This window comes from Butyrivibrio sp. NC3005, assembly GCF_000424545.1.
Taxonomy (GTDB): domain Bacteria; phylum Bacillota; class Clostridia; order Lachnospirales; family Lachnospiraceae; genus Butyrivibrio.
In genome coordinates, this window is the sequence record NZ_AUKC01000019.1 from 1 (window position 1) to 21,035 (window position 21,035).

The window sequence follows — 21,035 nt, forward strand, 5'->3', positions numbered from 1 at the left end:
AATAAGCGAATAATAAAATGCCTCTAATTGCTTTTTAAGCGGTTGATTTTTATTGGACTCGTTTGATTCGATAGATGAAAGTCCGGCATGTCTAAAAGTTATTTTATTTCTAAATGTTTCATCAACAAGAAACGTTTTACCAACACGACGTCTGCCATATACAGCAACAAGCTCTGCTTTATTGTTTTCATATAGTTCTAATAACTCCGCAACTTCTTTTTCTCTTCCTATCATATTCGTATCCTCATTGTAAACAAATCAGTATAAAAAACTTTACATCATCTACTTTTTATTATATTTTTTACTATAATCAGCTGTCAACTGCATTTTTATATCTTTATCAGCTGGTTTTAATGCAATTTTAGCGTTATAATCAGCTGACAATACATATTATTTTTATTTATCAGCTGATTATAAAACATCAGCCACAGCAAAAAGAAATACGCACCTTCCTTTCCCATCAAAACAAAAAATACAAATCCAGATAATAACATTTGAGTAAACGTGCTAAGTATTTCTGGAAGAATTACCCCATAAATCCTTTTAACTCTGTCTGAAGAAGTACTGAATAATGAAAATATAAAACTGATTCTATCAATATTTTTCGTTCATTTTGATACCCAAAAACGAAAAGAGGCGAGTTTCCATTTAATTTAATGCTCTTGGCTTTTTTAACAAAAAAACAGAGAGAACAATTATGTTTCTCTCTGCTTTTACATCACTCAAAAATACTTATTCAAATCTTTTATTGAAACAAACTTCGATTTACAAAAGTGGTTTCAGATATTTTCCTGTATATGACTCTTTTGTTTTTACAATCTGTTCTGGAGTTCCTTTTGCAACAATTGTTCCACCGCCAGCCCCTCCTTCAGGACCAAGGTCGATTATATAATCTGCTGTCTTAATAACATCAAGGTTATGTTCTATTACTACAACCGAATTACCTGTTTCCACCAGTTTGTGCAAAATATCGACGAGTTTGGCAACATCTGCAAAGTGCAAACCAGTTGTAGGTTCGTCTAGTATGTATATGGTCTTTCCTGTTGCTGTTCTTGAAAGTTCAGCAGCGAGCTTTATTCTCTGTGCTTCTCCTCCGGATAGCTGTGTGGAAGGCTGGCCCAGTTTCACATAGCCAAGTCCCACATCGTAGAGTGTCTGAATCTTCTTAGCAATCTTTGGTACGTTTTTGAAAAATTCAAGTGCCTCCTCTACTGTCATATCCAGCACATCATAGATGTTCTTGCCCTTGTACCGTACTTCGAGAGTTTCTCTGTTATACCTTTTACCCTTGCAGACTTCACAAGGAACATATACATCAGGCAAAAAGTGCATTTCGATTTTCACTATACCATCTCCGCTGCAGGCTTCACATCTTCCGCCCTTTACGTTGAATGAAAATCTTCCTTTGGCATATCCTCTTGCCTTGGCATCAGGTGTTCCTGCAAAAAGATCCCTAATAAGATCAAATACACCTGTATATGTAGCAGGATTACTTCTAGGGGTTCTGCCAATAGGAGACTGATCAATTGCAATTACTTTATCAAGCTGTTCACATCCCTCTATGCTGTCATGCTTACCAGGAATGCTATGCGCTCTATTCAAAACTTTTGCAAGCTGTTTGTACAATATCTCGTTTACCAAAGAACTTTTTCCTGAACCAGAAACGCCTGTAACAAGAGTCAATACTCCAAGTGGAACTTTGACGTCTATATTTTTTAAGTTATGTTCTTTTGCTCCATGAACAGTTAGCCAACCGGAAGGTTTTCTTCTTTCTTTGGGAACTTCTATTTTGAGCTTTCCTGACAAATATTGACCTGTAATAGAATTAGGATTTTCCATTAGCTCTTTGGCTGTTCCAGTTGCCACAATTCTACCTCCATGAGCTCCTGCACCTGGTCCTACATCCACAATATAGTCTGCCTCTCTCATGGTGTCTTCATCATGTTCTACCACTATGAGTGTATTTCCCAAATCACGAAGGTTCTTGAGCGTATTAAGAAGCTTGTCGTTATCTCTTTGATGAAGTCCTATGCTAGGTTCATCAAGAATATAACATACTCCGCACAATCCGCTTCCTATCTGAGTTGCAAGCCTTATTCTCTGCGCTTCACCTCCAGATAAAGTACCGGTGGCTCTTGAAAGCGACAGATAATCAAGTCCGACATCTACCAAAAATCCTACTCTATTCTTTATTTCCTGCAAAAGCTGCTTGCCTATAAATTCCTGCTGGGGTGTTAGTGTAAGGTTATTCAAATAAATATTCAGGTCTGCAATAGACATACTCGTCAGATCAAAAATATTTTTTCCATCAATTGTAACTGCAAGGGATTCCGGACGAAGTCTTTTCCCTCCACATGCCTGACAAGGGGTGATGGTCATATATTCCTGATACTCCTGCTTCATTGTTTCTGAAGCTGTCTCTCTATATCTTTGTTCAACATTTTTGATTAATCCGTCGAAAAGAATAGGATATACACCCTCTCCTCTTTGACCTTTATAATGAACATTTACTTTTTTGTCTGCACCATGAATGATGACGTCACGGATTTTCTGTGGATATTTTTCAAAAGGGGTATCCAGATTAAATCCATAGGCTTTACATAGTGCCTGTAAAGTTGCATTAGAAAAACTTCCTTCCTTATTGGCAGACTGCCACCCCATTACTCTAATGGCACCTTCGTTAATAGAAAGAGATTCATCCGGAATCATAAGTTTTTCATCGAATTCCATTTTGTAACCAAGTCCTGAACATTCAGGACATGCTCCGTATGGATTATTAAAGGAAAAGCTTCTTGGTTCAATCTCAGGAATACTGATTCCGCAATCAGGGCATGAGAAGTTCTGGCTAAAAGTTATCTCTTTTTCATCTATAACATCTACTATAAGAAGTCCATTTGCAAGTCCAAGTGCATTTTCTATTGAATCTGTCAGTCTTCCACGGATACTTTCTGTATCTTCTTTGATGATAAGTCTGTCTACTATAACTTCTATATTATGTTTAATGTTCTTATCAAGCGATATTTCTTCAGACAAATCATACTGATTGCCATCAATTCTAACTCTTACATAACCGCTTTTTCTGGTATGATCCAAGATTTTTTCATGCATACCTTTCCTGCCTCTGACAATAGGTGCCAGAATCATTATCTTGCTGCGCACAGGAAGTGCCAGAATCTGATCTGCCATCTCGTCTACGCTCTGCCTTCTAATCTCACGACCACACTTTGGGCAGTGAGGAATACCGATTCTTGCATAAAGTAGTCTAAAATAGTCGTATATTTCAGTAACTGTTCCAACTGTTGATCTTGGGTTATGATTGGTGGATTTTTGGTCTATGGAAATAGTAGGTGACAAACCTTCAATTTTCTCAACATTTGGCTTATCCATTTGCCCGAGGAACATTCTTGCATAGGATGAAAGAGACTGCATGTAGTTTCTTTGTCCTTCTGCAAAAATAGTATCGAATGCAAGCGAACTTTTTCCAGAACCAGACAATCCTGTAAATACTGTAAGAGTTCCTCTTGGAATATTCACATCTACATTTTGAAGATTATGTTCCTTGGCACCTCTAACTCTTATATAGTCATGAATATCAGTTGAAAGAATCTTTTTGGGTGTACTATTACTATTTTTCTCATGTATGTTGTTAGCCATTTCAAATATCCTCTAAATACTTTTTCAGTTCTATCATCTTGTCACGAAGCATTGCAGCCTGCTCAAAGTCAAGTTCTGCTGCCGCTTTCTTCATCTGCTTTTTAACTTTTTCAATGAGCTTTTCAAGTTCTTCCTTGCTCATTGATTCAGGATCTTTCTCAATCTTAAGTTCGCTCTTTGCCACATCCTTGGTAATAGCTATAAGATCACGAACAGCTTTTTTAATAGTCTTTGGAGTAATACCATATTCCTTATTGTAGTTTTCCTGAATCTTTCTTCTTCTGGTGGTCTCTTCGATAGCCCGTGCCATTGAGTCTGTCATATTATCGGCATACATTATGACATGTCCGTCAGAATTTCTGGCAGCCCTTCCTATTGTCTGAATAAGGGATGTTTCAGATCTTAGGAATCCTTCTTTATCAGCATCTAAAATCGCCACAAGAGTTATTTCTGGTATATCAAGTCCTTCTCGAAGCAGGTTGATTCCGACTAGAACATCGAATACATCCAGTCTCATGTCTCTTATTATTTCTGAACGTTCTAGCGTATCTATATCCGAATGAAGATATCTTACTCTTACATCATTTTCTGCAAGATACTCTGTCAAATCTTCCGCCATTTTCTTGGTAAGCGTTGTAATAAGCACCTTGTTTTTATTCGCAGTTTCTTTTCTTATCTCTGACAAAAGATCATCTATCTGGCCTTCTGTAGGTCTAACATCTATAGATGGGTCGAGAAGTCCTGTAGGTCTTATTACCTGCTCTGCTCTTAGAAGTTCATGCTCTTCTTCGTATTTTCCCGGAGTTGCCGAGCAAAAAAGGAGCTGATCTATATGAGTTTCAAACTCTTCAAAATTAAGCGGTCTGTTATCAAGGGCTGATGGAAGTCTAAATCCATAATTTACAAGAGTTTCTTTTCTTGAACGGTCTCCGTGATACATTGCACCTATCTGGGGTACAGAAATATGCGACTCGTCAATGATAATAAGATAATCTCTTGGAAAGAAATCCAGTAGTGTAAGAGGCGGTTCGCCCGGATTCATAAAATTAAGGTGTCTTGAATAGTTTTCAATTCCAGAACAAAAACCCGTTTCTCTCATCATTTCGACATCAAAATTTGTTCTTTCAGATATTCTCTGTGCTTCTATAAGTTTATCTGATGCCTTGAAAAACTTAACTCTATCTTCAAGTTCTTTTTCTATATTAACGCATGCTTTATTAATCTTTTCCTGAGGTACAACATAGTGAGATGCAGGATATATCATTACATGTTCAAGCTGGTGGATAATTTTCCCTGTAATGGGCTCAACTTCACAAATTCTATCTATTTCATCGCCAAAAAATTCAACTCTCAAAATGTAGTCAGATGCATTTGCAGGTGCAATCTCAAGTACATCTCCATGTACTCTGAAATTACATCTTGAAAGTTCCATATCATTTCGCTGATATTGAATTGCTACAAGCTCTTTTATTACTTCGTCTCTGTCTTTTTCCATTCCTGGACGAAGTGATATAGACATACCTTTGAATTCGTCAGGACTTCCAAGTCCATATATGCAAGAAACGGATGCTATTACGATTACGTCATTTCTTTCTGCAAGCGATGCTGTTGCAGAAAGCCTAAGTTTATCTATTTCATCATTGATTGCAGAATCTTTAGCAATATATGTATCTGTCTGAGGCACGTATGCTTCTGGCTGATAATAGTCATAGTAAGATACAAAATACTCTACAGCATTTTCCGGAAAGAATTCTTTCATCTCGCCATATAGCTGTCCTGCAAGAGTTTTATTATGAGAAATAATAAGAGTTGGCTTATTTAATGCTGCAATAACGTTAGCCATGGTAAAGGTCTTACCAGAGCCTGTAACGCCTAACAAGGTTTCAAACTGGTTACCCTCTTTGAAACCCTCTACTATCTTTTTTATTGCCTGAGGCTGATCGCCTGTAGGCTTAAATTCTGAATGTAATTTGAAGTTCATTTATTTTATTCCTGTCTATAAAAAAATTTAAAACATGTTATCTATTTGAACATCTCCAAGTGTAGTGCCTAAATCTTTCTCTTAGCCCATTATAAACTCCATATATAATATCTATAGTTTTATCTTTTTCATTTATTCTTTCCTGAATTTTACCAAAAACGAATCTTTGATCTGAACGTAAGTAATCTTTTCCATTTTGTTTCCCGAGTATTATCTCTGCAACATTTCTTGTATTAAGAGTTTGATACCCATTTCTTATACTCTGTACAGTAATCTTAGCTTTTTCCAAAGATTGCTTATCTTCTGGAAATAATTCTTCAAGATACTCCTTTAAAAGTAATTCTTGCCCTTTATAAAAAACCTTAACTTCATATTTATTATCGGTCAACGGAATTTTATCATTATTTTTATCTAGATTATGCATATAGATTGCATGCTCTATTGTTATTAACCCTCTGTATAAGCCACCCCACCAAACGAGAACTGATGCAATTACCACAACACTTATAATCATCTCTGTTACCATTATCTATATAATTACACTGAATTTTGTCACCTACACAGTCATAACAAGTAATAATATATTTGCCTTTACTTTCTTTTAATAAATATTTAGGTACTGTACAATCATCAATAAATTCCCTTGCTGTTCTTAAATATGGAAACATAATATCTCTCCCTTTATTACCTTCTCAACATATTTAAAGCTAGCATTTCTTATAGCTTATTATAATATCCTTTTGTCTGCTATTACAAGCATTTAAGATACTAACAACAATTTGAAAATATGACCGCTTTTGGCGGCCATATTTTCCTTAAAATTTATCTTTAACATTCTTTAAAGCTGCATCCAGCTGATTATCTTTTCCCTTCTTCGAGAAAGCTTCAGTATCAAGTTCGACTTTTATATCCGGTTCGATTCCAATCTTATGGATATTGTGACCATTTGGCGTATAGTATTTGCTGACTGTCAGCTTAACTGCTGTTCCATCAGAAAATGGAATAATTCTCTGGACAATTCCTTTTCCGAAAGTTGTCGTACCTATAAGTGTTCCTTTCTTATAATCCTTGATAGCACCTGACAGTATTTCTGAAGCAGATGCAGAATACTCATTAACCAAAACAGCCATAGGAAGTTTGAATTCATTCTTCCCATCGCAGTTATAGTCTTTTCTGTTTCCTGCTCTGTCAATTGTATATACTATCTTTCCCTTAGGAAGAAGCTGTTCTGCGATATCACAGACCGCTGTAAGGCTTCCGCCAGGATTACTTCTTAAGTCGATTACAAGTCCTTTCATGCCTTGACCTTTGAGAGTTGCCATTGCATCCTTGAACTGATCTGGTGTTACAGAATCAAACTCTGTTATCCTGATATATCCAATCTTGTTGTCTTTCATCTCATATTTGACTGTAGGACTTTCAACTTTTCGTCTTTCAACCTTGACATCAAATGGCTTAGCAACGCCTTCTCTAGATATTGTAAGAGTAACCTTTGTCCCTTCTTTTCCCTTTACCTTACTGACAAATGTAGACAGTTCCATGCCTTCAGTATCTTCTCCATCTACCTTCATACAGATATCACCATCCTGAAGTTTGGCTTCCTCTGCCGGTGTTCCGGAGATGATTCCAGAAATAACTGGTCTCTTCAAATCTGTATTAGTAGAAATGTAAGCTCCAATTCCATAGTAAATACCTTCTGTATCATCCATAAGGTCATTAAGCTGTTCTTTGGTATAATAAACAGAATATGGGTCTTCTAGTGACTCTAACATTCCAGAATACAATCCGTTAGCAAGCTTTTTGGAATCAATTTGGTCCGCATCAAGATAATAGGAATCAATCGTATCCTGAAGAAGTGCTACTTTTTGCATAGTAGCATCATTTAATACTGTGTTTTTTCCATCTTTGGATGAGGTATCTTTTGAATTTTCACTCGTTGATGCCTCAGATTCTGAATCATTTTCCTCCCGCATATTTTCTCTGGACTGCCAGGAAATCTCACGAACTTTATTGGAGTTTACCAGATAAAAGCATGCTGTAAAAATAACTGTACTAAGAATTGTTCCCACAAGGAAACCCACAAAAAAGAGCATTGAAAGTGATAATTTCTTTTTTCCATCATTTCCACTTTTATCGCCATCATTATTATCACTTTGATGGTTTCTTAAGCTTTTCTGATAATTTGTTTCCTCGATTTGGATATTTTCATTATCTTTTTCTTCAACATCCGTGTTTGTATTTTGATCCCCATAAATATTTGACTGATTAACTTCACTCATTTTTTCATAAACCTCCCAACTTCTCATCCCTTAAGATAATTCCAAGGACTTACATATCCTCCATTTAATCTTACACCAAAATGAAGATGTGGACCTGTTGATCTTCCAGTAGAACCCACTGCCGCAATATTCTGACCAGCTTTTACTTCTGTTCCCTGTGAAACATACAAAGCCGAACAATGCATATATAAAGTATATAATCCTCCACCATGGTCAATCATTATATAATTTCCCATAGTGCTCGAATATGATGCCGCTACCACTCGTCCCTTATATGCTGCCAGAATCGATGATCCGACAGGCGCAGCCAAATCTATTCCATTATGCATCTTATTTATCTTCAAAGTAGGATGCATTCTCATTCCGAAATTATCAGATATTCTGGTATACCCCGGACACGGCCATGTAAACATACCACCATCATACTTTGGTCTTGATGCGAGAGAAGCTTTATCTGCTGCAAGGGCCTTTTCAAGAGCCGCAATTGTATCATTCTCTTCTTTTATCTGAGCTTCATATTCTGCGATTGCTACTTCCTTATTGGATATATCACTATTAACTGCTGTAAGCTGCTTTTGTTTATCCTGCATAAGTGACTGCATACTTGCCTGTTCTGAACTTAGCTGATTCTTTGCAGCTTCAAGTGTCTCATGCTCTTCTTTTAATGCTTTTTCTGAAAGAGCTATAAGCTGAGTAGTCTGAGCATATTCCTGCAGTTTTTTCTGATCATAGCTCGAAACCTGACTTACATACTCTGCCTTATTTAACATATCACCAAAAGTCTGCGAGCTCATAACTAGTTCCAGAAGATATGTATCACCTTTTTCATACATGAAACGGATTCTGACTTTCATATCTTCATATTGCTTTTTCTGAATCTTCTTGGCCTCTTCGAGCTGTTTTTGAGTCTCTTCAATTTCTGCCTGTTTGCTGGCAATACTACTTTCCAAATCTTTTATTTTCTTCTGGATACTTGTAAGTGAAGCATCCAGATTGCTGATATATGCATTCAGATCTGATTTCTGACCCTCGAGTTGTTTTTTAAGCTTTTCAAGATCTGTTTTATTGTTTTTCAAAGATTCTCTGTCTTTTTTAGCAGCAGTAATCTGTCTTTCTTTTGCCCTTATGCTTTCTTTAGTCACGCTTGCATAAACAGGCAGACTTTCCCTTTGAAAGCCTGCCTGAATACAGAAAAAGCAAATTAAAATGCACGCAATCGCTTGATATAAGCGTTTTTTTTGTCGCAATAATGTCTCCTCACATTAATTTTATACTTTTAAATGCTTTTTGACAGTAAAGGCGCTTCCAAAGAAACCAATTCCTACTCCTATAGCCAATGACAATGGCATAAGATTTTCAAATATTCTCTTTACTGACAAAAATACTAAAAGATTATTAAGAATGGAATAATGCTCTGATATATAACTTACAACTCTGATATACAGTTCATATATAATTGCAAGCGGGATAATAGAGCCTATAATTCCAATCAGGATTCCTTCAATAACAAATGGTGCTCGAACAAAAAAGTCTGTCGCACCGATATATTTTGCAATTTCAATTTCGGATTTTCTAACTGAAATTCCAATTGTAACCGTATTGCTGATAAGAAAGACTGATACGAACAAAAGAACTACGATTATGCCCACGGAAACATATGCAATAAGCTTATTCATACCACTTAATGTTAACGCTGTAATCTCAGAACTTCTGACACGTCTTACTCCATCAATACTGTTAAGGTATGTAACAAGCTGTGTTTGCATTGATACATCTTTCATATATATCTGTAGATTAGATGAATCTGCAAGTGGATTCTCTGTAAAACCATCTGCATATTCTCCAAGGTACTGGTCTTTGAAACCATTCCATGCATCTTCGGCTGAAATGTAGACTACCTTACTGACTTCTGTTCTTTTTTCTATATTGGATTGGATTGCTAAAATCTGTTCTTCGCCAATACCCTTATTAAAAAATACTGTAACTGAAACCCCTTGTTCAGCTGTCCTGACCATATTTTGAAAATTGGCTACAATTGAATAAAACATTCCCAACAAAAACAAACATGCTGTTATAGTGGCAATGGATGCGAGTGTATACCATTTATTTCTAGTAAGGTTTCTGAATCCTTCGCCTATAGTATAAAAAAAAGTATTAATCCTCATCTTTGTAAATACCCTTCTCCTCATCTGCTATAATCACGCCTTTTTTCATCGTGATTACTCTCTTCTGCATAGCATTAACAATTTCACGGTTATGTGTAACCATCAAAACTGTTGTACCATTTTCATTGATTTTCTCAAACAGATTCATAATCTCCCATGAGGTATTCGGGTCAAGATTTCCTGTCGGCTCGTCCGCCAGAAGAACCTGAGGTTTATTAACAAGTGCTCTTGCAAGCGCCACACGCTGCTGCTCACCACCGGAAAGCTGCGTTACTTTCTTTCTGTATTTTCCTGCAAGCCCTACAACAGCCAGAATCCTTGGAACGTTCTTTCTGATATCACGTCCTGGAGTCTGGATGATGTGCTGGGCAAATGCAACATTATCGTATACATTTCTATCTTGAAGAAGTCGGAAATCCTGAAATACAATTCCCAAATTACGTCTAAACTTCGGAATCTGTCTATGCCTTATTCTATTTAAATTATAACCAAGTACCGCAATATTTCCGCTGGTTGGCTTTAATTCTCTTAAAAGAAGTTTTATAAGCGTGGATTTTCCGCTTCCACTATCACCTACGATAAATACAAATTCGCCTTTTTTTACATGTAGACTTACGCCATTTAATGCCGGTTGTCCCGATTCATATGATTTAGTAACATTCTCAAGTGTGATTATTTCATCACTCGGAATCCTTTTTTTCTTTTTTCGCATTACTTTTTCCATCGGATCCCTCCCATATCTCCTATTTACTATTGATGACATAAAGATTAGCTTTTTAGCAAATATACAGTGTCAGATTTTAGACACCTCCGGGGCGATGAAAAATAAAGGATGCCCCCTTGATTCTATGTTTCAGATAACTAAATAATATTAATACTCAAATTTTTCCATGTACTTCATATACTTCACGACCATAAGAGCAATTTTAAATGTAATTGCATCTTCAAATATTCTAAGGTCAAGTCCTGTACTCTTTTGAAGTTTATCCAAACGATATACAAGAGTATTTCTATGAATAAATAGCTGTCTTGATGTTTCTGACACATTAAGATTGTTCTCGAAGAACTTGTCAATGGTCACTAGTGTTTCCTCATCAAAGTCATCCGGATTCTTTCCGCCGAAAATTTCTTTGATAAACATTTTGCAAAGAGGTATAGGAAGCTGGTAAATAAGACGACCTATTCCAAGCTCGCTATAGCTTATTACTTTTCTAACTTCAAAGAAAATCTTTCCGACATCAAGAGCCATCTTAGCTTCTTTGTAGGAACGACTGACTTCCTTAATTTCATGGACAGTAGTTCCGAGAGCAATTCTAACCCCTCTAAGTCCCATTTTTTCCAATTCTGAACAAAGATCGCGAGCAAATCGTGCCAAATCTTCGTGGCTGTTAAAAGATGAAACATCTTTAACAATGATAACATTATCTTCGTCAACTTCTGTTACGAAATCGTCGCCTGTACTTCCGATGCAGGTTCTGGTAAGTTCCAATGCATTGTTATCTCTGCTGTTCTCAGATTCCATAATCATTGTTACTCTGCTGGAATCTGACTGGATGTGCAACTTCTTGGCGCGGGAATATATATCAACCAAGAGAAGATTATCCAGCAAAAGATTTTTAATGAAATTGTCCTTATCAAATCTTTCCTTATAGGCAACAAGAAGACTCTGTAACTGAAAAGCAATCATTTTTCCAAGCATATATGTGTTATCACCACTTCCTGTGGCTATCAAAATATACTCTAACTGCTGCTCGTCATAAATTTTAAAATACTGATGTCCCTGGATCTCCTGTGAATCAGCGGGAGATGTTACAAACTCCTTCGCAGAAGCGGACAGGTCTGTGGCCTCAATAAGAGTTGACGCAACTTCCTTACCTTCTACATCTAACACACAAAGCTCAACATGTGCTATATTCTTTAGCCCATCAATCGTGTTCTGCAATATTTGATTTGAAATCATTCCTGTGCCCCTTTCTGCACTATCATATAGTCGCCCCGCCCCTTTATTGTAAAGCACTTTAGTGAAAAAATCCACATTTTAACTATCTTTTTTGTGAATTTTGTTTATTTTCAAAATATCGTTAACATGCGTAGAACATGAAAACAATATAATTGTTTAATTATGCTCTCTTTATTCCTTTGGCGGTTATGACTATTTTACGCATCTTAAGTAATCTTCCAACTGCTCGTTTAAATTCGCTTTTACTCATCTGCATCTTCTCACGAATTATTTCCGGGCTAGCTTTATCTGTAAATGGCAGAACACCATTATAAGCGTCTATCTCTGAAAGAATCTTTTCTCCATCTATATCCATCTGCTCAGAAGTTCTCTCACGTATTGAAAGCGTGAGTTTTCCATCTTCACGAACATTAATTATACGTGCGTTAATTTCATCTCCGATGTTTATTGAATCTCCGTACAATTCTTTCTTTGGAATAAGCGCTGAATATATATCATCAACCGCTACGAACATTCCAAAATTGTCACTGGTCTCGTAAACGACACCTTTAACTCTATCATCTTTATGATATGGGCTTTCTGTGCTGAGATAATCATAAACATTCATAGTTACACACAAACGGCTTGATTTGTCGATATAAAGTGCACAAAGCACTTCTTCGCCCTCTCTTACCCTTCTAGTCTGTTCATGGAATGGAAGAAGAACATCTTTCTCAAGTCCCATATCCATAAATGCACCAATCTTGCTTACTTCTTTTACTTTAAGCCTCTTTACTTCATGAAGCATGAGCTTTGGTGTATTAGTAGTTGCAATTAATCTGTCATCAGAGTCTTTGTATAAAAATACTTCAAGTTCGTCACCGATTTCAGCTTTCTCCGGAACCTGCTTAATCGGAAGCAAAACCTTTTCGTCTTTTGTTTCGATGCTGCATGCAAGATAAACACCGAAATCAACTTTTTGAACAATTGTTAGTGTCTGTTTTTCTCCTAGTTTTAACATAGTTTTTCTCTTTCTTTTTTAAAGCCTGTTGTTACTTCCACATTTGCAAGCAATAAGGAGGCGGATTCCCCATTAACAGAAATCCGCCAATACACGTAGTCGACTTAGGTTACAATCTCAACTATGCAGTATGGACTGCCTGTGGCTGAATTCAAAGCGACTGTTTCTATTTGTTTGTCGTCTTCCGTCCTCTTCATATAATATGGTTCAACTTTGTCCCACAAATGCGCCTGTTTCTTGTACTCAGCTCTAAGACGCTTTATGTTTCTATACCATATTTCTCTGCTCTCACATTCATTTTGATGAAAATTCATAAGAGAGCTTAATGCCATGCTAATGTATTGTGCGTTATTCACATGCATATTCGTATCTAGATGAAAAGGCTGAACTACAAAATCCATTTTTTCATCATGACATCCTTCATGTGAATAATCTATTTTTCTTGGAGCATATTCCATTTCAAGTTTCTGATCAAGTGGATAAGCCTTTCGAATATCTTCTGATACTCTTTTGGGCATTCCTTTCTCCATATCCATAAGTGACCATATTGAATTGGCTACTGCAAGCCTTTCTCCTTTTGCAGTGTCCAGAAAAAAATTCCTGTACCCGATAAATCCTTTAATATCGTACGGAACTGTTCCTATCACTACTTCTTCACCCAGCTTTGGAAATCTGTTAATTTCAACTTGCCAGCTGTTAACCACCCAGGCAAGATTTCTTTCCATTAAGTAGTCTACACTTGCTCCACTATCTTCAGACTGAAACGTAGAACAGTCTTGAAAATAATTCATTAATGATTCGATTGTCAAGAAACCATCTGAACCAATTTCGCTATATCGAATTCTAGAATTAAAGATATACATGTTATTTGTCTTTCTGTCAAGTTTTTTGCATTATGTCAGTTTTGGTAATTCATTATCTTCGTATAAGAAGTGAGTTTAAATCTGCTCCTATAATGCTAGAAGCAGCATTAATATACTGCTGTCCATTTGCTGTATCAATATTCTTATAATAGTCAAAACTCATCTTGTGAGCGCCATTTGTCTGCATAAGACCAGTTGCAAGTCCTTGGGCTATCTCTGTTGCATCATCCATCTGACGATTTAAAATAAATCCATCAATATGCTGATTAGCAGCTGCCTGCTGATATGCATATACAATTGATGCAGCCTGAACTGCCTCGCCCGCACTACTAGTATAACCTACTTCACTGCAAAGTACACTTCTAATTTGTCCTTTTGGATTAAGAAACTGTGGACTTCCCATGTAATCTGTAAGCACATCGATGTTCTGCATAGCTATAAATCTTGTGTTTATTGTATGATTAACATACTTTGCAGAGTTTGCCCAGCTATAAGGGCTTGTGAGCGGTACATTATATGGGTGGAATGCCAGATCCCAGTCAATATTTCCTTCCGCAGAAATATAAGAATTGAAAGCATTAAGATATGACAATCCCGAATAATACTTGGCGGCAGAGGACGAGCTTGCCCACTGCTGATCAAGCGGCAAATAAACTTTTGCATTTCCATTTTCAGACTTAATAGCATTATAGAAAACTCTAAATGCATTTGCTGTCTGAACAGCATATGTATTAACATCAACAGGAGACATATAGTTCCACTCCTGTCGTGCATTTATTTCATTTCCGATTATAAAGTTATCAACTTTTCCTGCATATCTTGAAGCAAGAAAAGAACCTATAGCTGCAAGATATCCTGTTCCATCACCATCTGCTGCATTGAAAGCATAGTAATAGGCGCCAGCTCCTGCTCTGGACCATGGATGAATTGTAACCTGATTATTCTGCCAATCATTAAGAATAATAAGTGTTACCTGTACATTGGAGCTCTTAAACCAGTTCATAAGGTTATCATATGCTCCGATAAGCCCTTTACTGAAGTGATATGTTTTACCATTATAGTTATATGTAATCTGTCCCTGACTTGTATTCATCATGTGCGAAACCAGGAGGTTATAGCTGACCTGATGTACTCCAAGTTCTTTAAGACCATTATCACCAAGTTTCGCTGATGCTGGAATAATACCTTTTTTTCCAACATTCATGCGAGCAACTGTATGTGTTGCACAGCCTTCAGGATTAGTAATATATGCTGCATTACTTGCAGGCACTAAATTTCCATTCTGATTAACAAGTACTACGAATTTCTTATATAGCATACTTCCTGCAGAGTTCTTTGCAAGAGGTACAGTAAACGTTGCAGTTTTTGCTGCGGCTTGAGTTGCAACCTGTTTGCCCATTGTTCCGCTTTCAAAAACATCTTGAGCATATAAATGATACTGACCATCAGAATTTGACGGTACGGTTCCGACGTTAGCCTTTATTACGACATTTTTCCCTGCAATACTGGCAGTTAAAGAAATAACATTTCCAGCAGCTTTTGTTTTAAGTGTGAATGAACTCATATTATCCATTGCACAAATACATAAGGTAGCTCCAACAATCAAAGCTACTATTTTTCGCAAAAATACAATTCTTTTACTGTCCTTCATTTAAAATTCTCCTTTGTTTTAGATATGACACATATATTCATTATATCGGATTTACATTAACTTTCAAAAGAATATTTTGATCATTTCCAAAAGAATTAATGTTTTTGTGCTTATTTTCTTTGAAATGGATAACATATAGAACACTCTTGTGTGAACAACGCTATTTTTTACTACTACTTATCTTACATTAATTATTTTTATGCAACAAAAAAGGACTGCTTCAGCAGTCCCATAAATAGCTGGGCTAGCAGGATTCGAACCTGCGAAGTGACGGAGTCAGAGTCCGTTGCCTTACCGCTTGGCGATAGCCCAATGTTTTATTTTTGTGTTGCTTTCGTGCCCCGCAACAATTAAATACTATACAGGATTAGTTTTGATTCGTCAAGCACTTTTTTGAAATTTTTTCAAAAAAATTTTACCAAGACTTTTTGCTTTCATATAGTCCGTTTTGCTGTTTGTATATTTCGTCGCAGACCCGCTTTCGCTTGATTATAAACGTAATGGTTCTAAGGTTCTAAAATACAGAACCATAAGAACCAACGTTTATAAACAGTTCTGCTCATGAAATATTACAAGCCAGCAAAACTCATCTACCAAATATAAGAAGTCATGACTTTTTGTCACTTACATTCAGAAACTCGCATTTACTGCGAGTTTCGTGAGAACAAAAGTCAAGCGGCAAACTGGCCCAAGGCGAAGCCTTTTTAAATGGCCAGTTTGCGTAGTTTTTGGAACGCAGTGACAAAAATCTATAGGTTTTTGTCACTTACTAATGCTCATCCTCTGACTTTACCATTCTGCGGAGCGTGGATTCTAAGAATGTCATTTACTTCTGGTTTTACAGACAAATCAACGTACACAATCTGCTGTGGATGAGGTGCGCTTTCCTGACTGGTGCCATCTTCCGCATAGATTCCAAGAACCTTTGTCTCGATATCTCTTCCATCAGTCTTCATTATCTCGATTGTTTCACCAACAGAAAACTTATTACGCTGTTCAAGTCTTGCCTTTCCATCCTTAGTAATATCTCCTACTATTCCAAGATATGTATATTCATTTACATAGGTATTAGAATCGTAAATTTGTGTTTCTTCGTTAGGCTTACCATAATAGAATCCTGTAGTAAACTGACGATATGTACACTTGGCAATTTCATCTTTATACCAATCCATATTTGACTGATACTTTTCAGGAGACTCGAAATAATCGTCAATTGCGCGTCTGTATGTTCTTGCAACAGTTGCTACATATAAAGCTGTCTTCATACGACCTTCAATCTTCAAACTATCGATACCCGCATCAACCAGATCTGGAAGATGGTCTACCATGCACAAATCCTTACTGTTAAAAATAAATGTTCCGCGCTCATTTTCATAGACTGGAAGATATTCTCCTGGTCTTGACTCTTCTACAACTGCATACTTCCATCTACACGGATGTGTACACGCACCTTTATTGGCATCTCTGCCTGTAAAATAATTTGAAAGCAGACAACGTCCTGAATAGGAAATACACATTGCGCCATGAATAAATGCTTCGATTTCCAAGTCATCCGGAACATGCTTTCTTATTTCCTTTATCTCATTAAGAGAGAGCTCTCTTGCGCATACTACACGTTTTGCGCCCATTTTATACCAAAAATTAAAGGTTTCATAATTTGTATTATTTGCCTGGGTTGAAATATGAATCTCAAGTTCAGGACACACTCTCTTGGCAATCGAGAACATGCCCGGATCTGCGACTAATACTGCATCAGGCTTAAGCTCTGCCAACTCTTTAAAATATTTCTCTGCTGCCTCTAAATCATAATTGTGTGCCATGATATTAGCAGTAACATGAATATGTACGCCATGTTCATGTGCAAACTTTATGCCCTCAGCCATTTCCTCTTTAGAGAAATTGTGAGCTTTTGCACGAAGGCTAAACGCCTGTCCACCAATGTATATAGCATCTGCTCCATAATTAACAGCTGTTTTTAATACTTCCAAATTATTTGCCGGAATCAGCAATTCTGGTTTATTTCTCATTTTCTAAATCCTTTTTTCTTCATCTGCAGGTATCTTAACACTAAGTGTCATACCATCTCCAACATTAAGAATTACTGTCTGAAGCTGGTTATTATGCGTAAGTTCATACAAATATTCACGCATTCTCGAATGAATCGTTCTATTTCTTCTGGTAACAGCAAATCTCGACTGAGCAACATCTCCATCCTGCAGCACGTTGTCAGAGACAAGTATTCCGCCATTTCCAAGAAGACGCATTGCAGCAGGCAGCATCCTTGGATACTGTCCTTTTGCCGCATCCATAAAAATAAAATCATACTCTGGAGTAAGTTCTTCTAAAACCTCTGCTGCATCCCCCTCCAAGAGCATGATTTTATTAAAAGTATCATACTTTTCAAAATGTTCTTTAGCTATAGGTATTCTTTTTTCAAACTTCTCAATAGTAGTAATCTTAGCATCTCTCGAAGTATACTCTGCCATCAGAAGTGCAGAAAAACCTGTTGCTGTACCAATTTCCAAAATATTTTTGGGATCAAATGACCTCATCAAAAATTTCATCAGACTTTGCGTATCTTTACGAATTATTGGTACATCTGTTTCAATAGCCTCTTTTTCCAAATCTTCGAGCCATCCAGGGCTGCCATGGTCCATGGCACAGATAAATGTTCTGAGCCTTTCCGGATCCATGGCAACCAGATTTTCTTCATCAAAACGATTAGACATCTCTCACCTTATATCAAATCAAAATCAGTTTCCTTCAGCAGGTTGCTGCGAATTTCCCTCTTCAGACATATCCTCACCCTCAGCAGAGCCAGTTCCGGCTTCGCCTTGTGTAGTAGGAACTTCTGTCTTACCATCTTCCTTTTTCTCTTCGGTTTTGGGTGAGAAAACAGCAAGCATTTCATCAGGTTTCATAGCTGTTGTCACAGTGTATGTCCCAGCTTTTTCCTTATTATGATTATCTGAAACAAACTCCTGTACTCTAAAAAGAGTTGCATCCTCAATCAAACCTTTTTCTTTCAAATCGTTTGCAAGTTCTGCAATGGATTCACCCTCTTTAATGGTGACAGTAACAGATTTTCCCTCACCTGTTGATACGGCTTTCTGGTTAAAAACCTGATAACCGTAGTCGTATCCTACTTGTCCCAAGCGAACAAATACCACCAGCAAAATTATTATAACTATTACTTTTATAATTCCTGAGATTGCAGAAATTCCAATTTCCTTTGAATTCATATTATTCCCGTTCTGCCTCTTTTTATCAAGCATTTTCTTCCATGATAATCGGAAGAATCATTGGTCTTCTCTTTGTCTTCTTCCAGATAAAATCACTAAGTGCATCTTTTACTATATTCTTGAGCTTTGCCCAGTCTGTTATGCCCATAGAAAGCGCTTCAACAACTTCATCAAGAACCAAATCTGTTGCATCCTCGATAAGTTCATCAGATTCTTTGACATAAACAAATCCTCTAGATACAATGCTAGGTCCTGAAATAAGTTCTGCATTCATTTTGTCAATTCCAAATACAGCAATAACTATGCCATCTTCTGCAAGACGCTGTCTGTCTCTAAGTACAACATTTCCGACATCCCCAACGCCAAGTCCATCAACAAGAATAGCTCCAACCGGAACATTTCCATTTATTTTAGCACCATCTTCATTCATTTCCAACACTTCGCCGGACTTCAATATGAAAATGTTGTCCTTGGGAATACCTAGTGAAAGCGCTATTGATCTTTGTGCCATCAGATGACGATATTCGCCATGTACTGGAACTGAATATTTTGGCCTTACAAGGTTATAGATAAGTTTAATATCTTCCTGACATGCGTGACCAGACACATGAACATCCTGGAAAATAACTTCTGCACCCTTCATCATAAGCTCATTCACGATATTGGTTACTGATTTCTCATTTCCCGGAATAGGATTTGAGGAAAATATAACTGTATCACCAGGTTTGATAGATATTTTCTTGTGCTGGTTATTAGCCATTCTTGAGAGCGCAGCCATTGACTCACCCTGAGAGCCAGTTGTTATAATAACCTGCTTATTATCAGGATAGTTCTTCAACTCATCTATATCGATTAATGTGTTCTCCGGAACCTTGATACATTCAAGTTTCTGAGCAATATCAATAACAGTAACCATACTGCGGCCTTCTACTACAACTTTTCTTCCATAACGGTCTGCAGAATTAATTATCTGTTGAACTCTATCTACATTACTTGCAAAAGTCGCAATAATAATACGTCCTTTTTTATGTTCTCTAAAAAGAGAATCAAGTGTATCTCCTACTGTTTTCTCTGAAGCAGTAAAACCTGAACGCTCAGCATTTGTTGAATCGCATAAAAGTGCAAGTACACCTTTTTTACCTATTTCGCCAAATCTCTGCAAATCGATAGGATCTCCGTAAACAGGTGTATAATCAACCTTGAAATCACCAGTATGTACTACAATTCCTGCAGGTGAATATATAGCAAGTGCTGCAGCATCGACAATTGAGTGATTTGTTTTAATAAATTCAACTCTAAAATTTCCTAAGTTAATTGATTGTCCAAACTTTACAACTTTACGTCTGGTATTTCGCATAAGGCCGTGTTCTTCCAGCTTGTGCTCTATAAGTCCCATCGTAAGGCGTGTCGCATAAATAGGCACATTCACAGCCTTGAGCACATATGGCAGTGCACCAATATGATCTTCATGCCCATGAGTGATAACAAAGCCTTTTACTTTTTCGATATTGTCCTGAAGATAAGTTATATCAGGTATTACCAAATCTATTCCCAGCATATCATCATCTGGAAATGATAATCCGCAATCTACCACTATAATACTGTCTTCATACTCAAAGGCAGTAATATTCATTCCAATCTGCTCAAGACCACCAAGAGGTATTATCTTAAGCTTACCGGCTTTTTCACTATTTTTTTGTTTCTTCAATCAGTTTTCCTCCACATTCCTTGCAATACCCGTAGAGTTTAACCTCATGATCAACGACATGAAATCCTGTTTTCAGCATAATAGCACTTTCTAAAGCCTCTAGCATATCATCTGCAAACTCGGATACTTTGCCGCATTTTATACAGATTAAATGATGATGATGGTGATGCTTTACTCCGTCTTCGAGGATTTCGGCAATCTCATATCTCTCTGTTCCATCATCAAAATTAATTCTGTCAATAAGGTGTAACTCTTTGAGTATCTGTATTGTTCTGTAAACCGTAGCCAATCCGATTTCAGGATGATCTACTTTTACATTGTTATATATTTCTTCTGCCGTCAGGTGTTTGTTCCTGCAACTTTCCAAGGTTTGAAGCACATAAATACGCTGATTTGTAACCTTAAGCCCTTTTAAGCGCAACATTTGCTTGAATCTTTCAGGATCTACCATTTGGCTTTTAGACTCATTCATTGTCATAAGGTCAATATCCTTTCTGACTTATTCCCTAAACATAAATACCTGTCTCATATC

17 protein-coding genes, 1 tRNA gene and 1 pseudogene are annotated in these 21,035 nt (G+C 36.9%); all 19 read right to left on the minus strand.

Going from position 1 to position 21,035, the window contains the following annotated elements; all coding sequences use genetic code 11:
* Positions 1–234, minus strand: a pseudogene (locus G634_RS18320) (AAA family ATPase); the annotation flags it as partial.
* A 531-nt stretch (positions 235–765) separates the two neighbouring features.
* Positions 766–3,654 (minus strand): excinuclease ABC subunit UvrA, encoded by a 2,889-nt coding sequence (gene uvrA / locus G634_RS0106795; protein ID WP_081676531.1) that lies wholly within the window; start codon positions 3,652–3,654, stop codon positions 766–768.
* 1 nt (position 3,655) lies between these two features.
* Positions 3,656–5,635 (minus strand): excinuclease ABC subunit UvrB, encoded by a 1,980-nt coding sequence (gene uvrB / locus G634_RS0106800; RefSeq protein ID WP_026504657.1) that lies wholly within the window; start codon positions 5,633–5,635, stop codon positions 3,656–3,658.
* A 37-nt stretch (positions 5,636–5,672) separates the two neighbouring features.
* Entirely contained in the window at positions 5,673–6,059 is a 387-nt protein-coding gene (locus tag G634_RS0106805) for a hypothetical protein (protein ID WP_026504658.1), read from the minus strand.
* Entirely contained in the window at positions 6,052–6,303 is a 252-nt protein-coding gene (locus tag G634_RS0106810) for a hypothetical protein (RefSeq protein WP_026504659.1), read from the minus strand. Before G634_RS0106810 ends, G634_RS0106805 begins: the two co-directional genes overlap by 8 nt.
* 147 nt (positions 6,304–6,450) lie before the next feature.
* Positions 6,451–7,914: a S41 family peptidase gene (locus tag G634_RS18325; protein WP_196805296.1), complete on the minus strand. Its 1,464-nt coding sequence runs from the start codon at positions 7,912–7,914 to the stop codon at positions 6,451–6,453.
* Positions 7,915–7,937: 23 nt separating this feature from the next.
* Positions 7,938–9,161, minus strand: coding sequence for a murein hydrolase activator EnvC family protein (locus tag G634_RS0106820; protein ID WP_026504660.1), 1,224 nt, complete (start codon positions 9,159–9,161; stop codon positions 7,938–7,940).
* A gap of 21 nt (positions 9,162–9,182) precedes the next feature.
* Positions 9,183–10,079: a permease-like cell division protein FtsX gene (gene ftsX / locus G634_RS0106825; RefSeq protein ID WP_026504661.1), complete on the minus strand. Its 897-nt coding sequence runs from the start codon at positions 10,077–10,079 to the stop codon at positions 9,183–9,185.
* Positions 10,069–10,755 (minus strand): cell division ATP-binding protein FtsE, encoded by a 687-nt coding sequence (gene ftsE, locus G634_RS0106830; protein ID WP_026504662.1) that lies wholly within the window; start codon positions 10,753–10,755, stop codon positions 10,069–10,071. The genes ftsX and ftsE overlap by 11 nt, the downstream gene beginning before the upstream one ends.
* Positions 10,756–10,950: 195 nt before the next feature.
* Positions 10,951–12,039 carry a PucR family transcriptional regulator gene (locus tag G634_RS0106835; protein WP_026504663.1) on the minus strand — a complete coding sequence of 363 codons (1,089 nt, stop codon included), beginning with the start codon at positions 12,037–12,039 and terminating at the stop codon, positions 10,951–10,953.
* Positions 12,040–12,199: 160 nt separating this feature from the next.
* Complete coding sequence (locus tag G634_RS0106840; RefSeq protein ID WP_026504664.1) at positions 12,200–13,039, minus strand: CvfB family protein; 840 nt, start codon at positions 13,037–13,039, stop codon at positions 12,200–12,202.
* 104 nt (positions 13,040–13,143) lie between these two features.
* A complete protein-coding gene (locus G634_RS0106845) occupies positions 13,144–13,902 on the minus strand; it encodes an acyl-[acyl-carrier-protein] thioesterase (RefSeq protein ID WP_026504665.1) in 759 nt (252 codons plus the stop codon).
* A 52-nt stretch (positions 13,903–13,954) separates the two neighbouring features.
* The gene (locus tag G634_RS0106850) at positions 13,955–15,553 is read right to left on the minus strand and encodes a DUF5722 domain-containing protein (protein ID WP_026504666.1); all 1,599 of its coding nucleotides are present in this window, start codon (positions 15,551–15,553) and stop codon (positions 13,955–13,957) included.
* 239 nt (positions 15,554–15,792) lie between these two features.
* Positions 15,793–15,865 (minus strand) — tRNA-Gln (locus tag G634_RS0106855).
* Positions 15,866–16,329: 464 nt separating this feature from the next.
* Entirely contained in the window at positions 16,330–17,580 is a 1,251-nt protein-coding gene (locus G634_RS18330; RefSeq protein WP_035799252.1) for a peptidase U32 family protein, read from the minus strand.
* 3 nt (positions 17,581–17,583) lie between these two features.
* Entirely contained in the window at positions 17,584–18,282 is a 699-nt protein-coding gene (locus G634_RS0106865) for an O-methyltransferase (protein WP_242826783.1), read from the minus strand.
* A 24-nt stretch (positions 18,283–18,306) separates the two neighbouring features.
* Complete coding sequence (locus G634_RS18335; RefSeq protein ID WP_051233740.1) at positions 18,307–18,828, minus strand: endolytic transglycosylase MltG; 522 nt, start codon at positions 18,826–18,828, stop codon at positions 18,307–18,309.
* Complete coding sequence (locus G634_RS0106875) at positions 18,821–20,503, minus strand: ribonuclease J (RefSeq protein ID WP_026504668.1); 1,683 nt, start codon at positions 20,501–20,503, stop codon at positions 18,821–18,823. Before G634_RS0106875 ends, G634_RS18335 begins: the two co-directional genes overlap by 8 nt.
* The gene (locus G634_RS0106880) at positions 20,484–20,981 is read right to left on the minus strand and encodes a Fur family transcriptional regulator (protein ID WP_051233741.1); all 498 of its coding nucleotides are present in this window, start codon (positions 20,979–20,981) and stop codon (positions 20,484–20,486) included. Before G634_RS0106880 ends, G634_RS0106875 begins: the two co-directional genes overlap by 20 nt.
* Between the last annotated feature and the right edge of the window lie 54 nt (positions 20,982–21,035).